Source organism: Helicobacter sp. (assembly GCF_022511165.1).
Taxonomy (GTDB): Bacteria; Campylobacterota; Campylobacteria; order Campylobacterales; family Helicobacteraceae; genus Helicobacter_C.
The window spans coordinates 1-5320 of record NZ_JAFLSB010000064.1; the positions used below are offsets into that span (position 1 = coordinate 1).

Consider the following 5320-nt stretch of genomic DNA (forward strand, 5'->3'; position numbering starts at 1 on the left):
TAAATTGAAAAATTACGAAAAAGTTTTATTATATAGATAACAATTGTAAAATCGAAAAACTCCCTATTTATGGGAGCTTATTGAGCATTTTTGGTGACCTGTACGGGATTTGAACCCATGAATGTATGCGTGAAAGGCATATGTGTTAACCGCTTCACCAACAGGCCAAAATTAATGGTGGGCCTGGGGGGACTTGAACCTCCGACCTCACGCTTATCAGGCGTGCGCTCTAACCAGCTGAGCTACTTTGACTTTTTTTAATATTTGTGAATTTTATGGGGGAATAAAGCTGACAATTCTATGCAAAAAGTGCCAAAAAGTCAAGCCTACCTTGGAATCTACAAAAATCCACAATCATTCGCACATTCGCAAGTTCCGCGAAATCTGCTCCCTAAGATTCTATGCTTTTTGAGTTTGTATCATCTCTCTTACATAAGTGGCTTAAAAAAGTTTTATCAACAATTTGCCCTAATCCTCTCTTAAAATCTCAAAGTTTTTTGAATCTACCCTTGCGCATCAAGTTGGGATTGCATAAGCCTACTATAAGCGTTTTTATAACGTTGGATAAAATCTTCCATCATCGAATGCTCCACGCCAAAAGCCCTATGCGCATTAAGCTTTTGCATATCAGTTTCTTTATTTCCCTGCTCAAAGTTTTTGCCCTGATAAAAGCTTGTAAAGCGATAAAGACTCTGTGCCATAAGGATTTTTTCACTCTCGCTCAAATCCTGTGTAGCCCACAAAAAGGCTTGATACTCCTCTTCACTCATTAACTCAAGGACTTTTAATCCATAAGTGATACGATCCTTATGCTCCTCTAAATGCACTCGCTCACGCTTTTCTACGCCTCCTTGCTCTATCTCATCAATCCTATTGACATTTGGAGAATCCACCTGCCCTCTCTGTATATTATCTAATGCCTTATCATTTTGAGAAAGAGGTGCATTATTGTGCTGTGCATCTATATTATTATGAGTATTTTCATTGTTTATTGTATTTGGAGATTCTTTATTTTTTGCGTAATTTGCAGCATTTATGGGGGGCATTATAGGCGAATCAATACGCAAATTACACTCCTTTTTAAATTTTTAACACTCTCCCCTAGCAAAAAACGCTCCATAAATTGCTAAAATGATGATTTTAAGATACAATGTAGCGCAACACACAATCCTTGCGCATCTGTAATTTTATGGGGGCAAAAATGGACTTAGCACAGATTCAAGCACTTGATGAGGAATTTCTCTTACAGACCTATGCGCGTTCTCCTGTGGCATTTGTGCGGGGTAAAAATGCAAAAATCTTTGACACACAAGGTAAGGAATATATTGATTTTGGTGCAGGGATTGCGGTATGTAGCGTAGGACACGCTAATGCGCAACTTGCAAGTACCATAGCAACCCAAGCACAAAATCTCCTGCATACTTCAAATCTCTATTTCATACCCAATCAAGCCAAACTCGCCCAAAAACTCATCACGCTTTATCAAGACAAAATGCCTACAAAAAGCCCAATGCGCGCATTTTTTTGTAATTCTGGTGCGGAGGCAAATGAATGCGCAATTAAAATGGCACGCAAATATGGTGAAAATAAAGGAGCTTATAAAATTATCACGCTTGATTCAAGCTTCCACGGACGCACACTTGCTGCACTTAAAGCTACCGCACAAGAAAAAATGCACAAGCATTTTGGACCATACCCCGATGGATTCGTATATGCCAAAGATATTGATGATATTTACAACCACCTTGATAGCCACACTTGCGCGGTATTGCTTGAACTCGTGCAAGGCGAGGGGGGTATCGCCCCAATGGAGAGAGAAAAAATCATTGCGCTAAGCAAACATTTAAAAGCACAAGGGATTTTACTGATGATAGATGAAGTGCAAACGGGCATTTTCCGCTGCGGTGAGATTTTTGCCTCTAAAGTCTATGGTATTAATCCTGATGTGATAAGCACCGCAAAGGGTTTGGCTGGTGGTGTGCCTATTGGGGCAGTCATTACCTCGCTGATTGATATTTTTGAGCCTAGCGACCACGGCAGCACCTTTGGGGGTAACCCTCTAAGCTGTGCGGCGGGACTTACAACACTTGAGATACTCTCTGCTCTGCATTCAAGCGGAGCATTAGCCCAAACCATAGAATCTTTCCATAATGCACTAGAAGACATTGTGAGCGCGTTTCCGCATATTTTCACGCATAAAGTCGGCTTAGGACTGATGTGTGGGCTTTATACAAAAGATAGCGCAATGCAGGGGCGCATTATCTCTGCTGCGCTTGAATCTGGTGTGCTTGTGCTTAAATCTGGTAAAGGCGTGGTGCGCTTCCTCCCACCACTGACTATCACGCAAGAAGAAATGGACGAAGGGTTTAAGCGACTAAAAAACGCACTTACAAGCCTAGATTCAAATAAAATTTAAATACAAAAAATGTAAAGATTAACATTGAGGCAGGTGCAAGTTGAGCAAAACGCATATACCCTTTAGCCTCTATATGTCCCAAAGCCTCTATGATGAGCAAAATGGATACTACGCAAATGCGCAAAGAGTAGGCACAAAGGGGGATTTTTATACTTCTGTGAGTGCGAGTAAATTTTTTGGCGGTGCGATTGCCTCTTATATCCTCTCTTTGCTTGAAAATGGCGATTTGTCTCTGCCTTTGCGCATTGTGGAAGTTGGCGCAGATAAGGGGTATTTGCTCGGTGATATTGCGCTTTTTCTTGATGCGCTAAGCCATAATGTCTTGCAAGAATGCACCTTTATCACCCTAGAGCCTTTTGCTTCCTTAGCGCAGATTCAAATGGCGCATCTTGCCTCGCTTTCTTTTAGCACTCCTCTGCATTTTGCCACTTTTAGAGATTGCGCTTCTTGCCCTCTGCCAAATACGCCAACAAGCCTTTTTGTGATTGCTAATGAACTTTTTGATAGCTTTCCCTGTGAGGTGATAAAAGAAGATACAATGCTCTATATTAGTCAAGATTCTCCCTCGTGGCGCGGTATGTGGGGAGAGATAGAGGATAAAACCAAAGAGCTATTGCAAAATCTCGCCCTCTGCCACACTGCCTTGAATCCTGTCCAATATAGCGGTATTTTGCCCTTGTGGCAGCCTTTTATCGCCTCCCTTGCTCATTTTGCTAAAGCTCACACACAAAGCTATATAGTTAATTTTGATTATGGCAATTTTGATGAAAATCAAAATACACTGCAGAGTAATCCACGTTTTTTTAGCACACATACGATGCAAACTCTAGCTTCCTTTCTTGCGCAAAATGGCGATTTTAAAACACTCTATCAAAAGGTTGATATAACCTATGATGTGGATTTTACGCTTTTAGATATGCTCCTTAGACAAGCAGGATTTACTGCTATCTTTGGCTCTTCACAAGCTAAAGTATTGATTGAGCAAATGCGGCTTTTAGAGCTTTTAGAATCTTTTCATACACAAAAAGGATTCAGTGCATATTTCAAAGAGATTCACAAGGTAAAAACTCTGCTTCATACAATGGGTGAGCGCTTTAAGGGAGTATGTTACAAAATGTAGCTCATAAAGACAAAAAAAAAAAAATAAAGAAAGTTAAAATGTTTTTTAAAGTAAAATCCTGCACACTCTATTTTAAAGTGATAGGCTTTAAAGAGAGCCTATTAAAATTTTTGGAGACAAGTTATGGGAAAATCTTTGACGTTTAAACTTATTAGTGTTGTTTTGGCTATTTTTATTGTTGTGCTTCTTACAACAAGCTTTTTCAGCTACAGGAATACTTCAAATGATACGGGCGAGGTGTTTAAAGGACTACAAAAACTTGCTTTATCTTCATCTTTTACAACTATCAACATCACAATGAATATCGAGGCACAGCAGCATCTTAAAGCGATTGCTTCTTTTTTAGAAAATGTTGATCAAGATGATATTCTTGCACAACGAAAATACCTTTTTAGCGTTGCTGATTTAATACAATACCCTGCCGTGTATGTTACTTATGAAAATACAGGTAAGACTTTGACAGAAGAATTTGAGCCGGGGAAAAAAGCACCCACTTCTACTCAATGGGATAATGTGGGAGATTTGAGGGAAAGAGATTGGTATATAGAAACAAAAAAGAAAAATGACTTTTTGGTAACGCCCACTTATGTCTCACAAGTAGGCGCAAATAAAGGAAAAGTACTCTCCACAGCAGCTATTCCTTTTTATAAAAATGGAAAATTTGCCGGAGTCATTGGCGTAGATATTTTTGTAGATGGATTTCAAGCAAGATTCAAAAACTTTGAACGTCCTGAACTTCCAAGTATGGACATCTCTATTGCCGATAGCGAAGGAACGGTATTTTCTAGAAAAAATCCTCCTTCGCCAACAGATCCTAGCCCCACACCTCTAGAAATTCATTTGGGTAAAGCCTTAAAGACTTCTTCAGAGGGGCAGATTGAATATACTGATTATAAAGGACAAAGAAGTATTGCATTTTACAAACGATTTCCATTTGATTGGACAATTGTTGCAAGGGCTGATAAAAACGACTATGAAGAAGCGATAACAAGAAACTTCGTTTCTACAATGCTTCTCACATTAATTCTACTCGCCGTAGGCGCGATTTTGCTTTATTTTGTGATTAGAATGTTTATTAGCCCTGTGAAAACGATTAGAGAAGGGCTACTCTCCTTCTTTAAATATATAAATCACGAGACAAAAGAGCCACCAAAGTCTATTCTTATTAAAACTCACGATGAGCTTGGCGAAATGGGACAAGCTATCAATGAAAACATTGTCTCCACCCAAAAAGGCTTAGAACAAGATGCCAAAGCTGTTGAACAAGCAGTTGCCACAGCAAAAACTATTGAGGCAGGGGATTTAAGAGCAAGAATCACAGAAACTCCAAATAATCCACAGCTTAATGAACTTAAAGAAGTCCTCAATCATATGCTTGATGATTTACAACACAAAATAGGAAGAGATACTAATGAAATTGCTCGAGTTTTCAATAGCTATACCCAATTAGACTTTACCACAGAAGTTAAAGATGCAAGTGGTAGAGTAGAAGTAGTTACTAATACGCTTGGAGAAGAAATTCGTAAAATGCTCAGCACAAGTGCAGGTTTTGCTCAAACACTTGGAGAGGAAGCCCACGCTCTCTCTGAAGCAGTTGCTAATCTTACTAATCTCACTAATACTCAAGCGAGTTCATTAGAACAAACAGCTCAAGCCGTAGAAGAAATTACTTCATCAATGCAAAATGTAAGCTCTAAGACTGGAGAAGTGATTCAACAAAGTGAAGATATTAAAAATGTCATTGGTATCATTCGAGATATTGCTGATCAAACTAATCTCTTAGC

General features: G+C 39.2%; 4 protein-coding genes and 1 tRNA gene. 3 read left to right on the plus strand and 2 right to left on the minus strand.

The features are described 5' to 3' along the window. Positions 1-91: 91 nt before the first annotated feature. Both J1E28_RS07470 and J1E28_RS07475 read right to left on the minus strand, forming a co-directional pair. Positions 92-167, minus strand: a tRNA-Glu gene (locus J1E28_RS07470). 336 nt (positions 168-503) lie between these two features. Continuing rightward, positions 504-1067 carry a hypothetical protein gene (locus tag J1E28_RS07475; protein ID WP_291028357.1) on the minus strand — a complete coding sequence of 188 codons (564 nt, stop codon included), beginning with the start codon at positions 1065-1067 and terminating at the stop codon, positions 504-506. Positions 1068-1201: 134 nt separating this feature from the next. Here J1E28_RS07475 and J1E28_RS07480 point away from each other — a divergent pair, with 134 nt between their 5' ends. The 3 genes from J1E28_RS07480 to J1E28_RS07490 all read left to right on the plus strand — a co-directional run. Further along, complete coding sequence (locus tag J1E28_RS07480) at positions 1202-2416, plus strand: aspartate aminotransferase family protein (protein WP_291028358.1); 1215 nt, start codon at positions 1202-1204, stop codon at positions 2414-2416. A 40-nt stretch (positions 2417-2456) separates the two neighbouring features. Further along, positions 2457-3536, plus strand: coding sequence for an SAM-dependent methyltransferase (locus tag J1E28_RS07485; RefSeq protein WP_291028360.1), 1080 nt, complete (start codon positions 2457-2459; stop codon positions 3534-3536). Positions 3537-3671: 135 nt separating this feature from the next. Continuing rightward, positions 3672-5320: methyl-accepting chemotaxis protein (locus J1E28_RS07490; RefSeq protein ID WP_291028362.1), on the plus strand; the 1649-nt coding region annotated here is incomplete at its 3' end.

Excerpts from the sequence above, each read along its gene's own strand:
- J1E28_RS07480 (WP_291028358.1), top strand. The coding sequence starts at position 1,202 with ATGGACTTAGCACAGATTCAAGCACTTGATGAGGAATTTCTCTTACAG.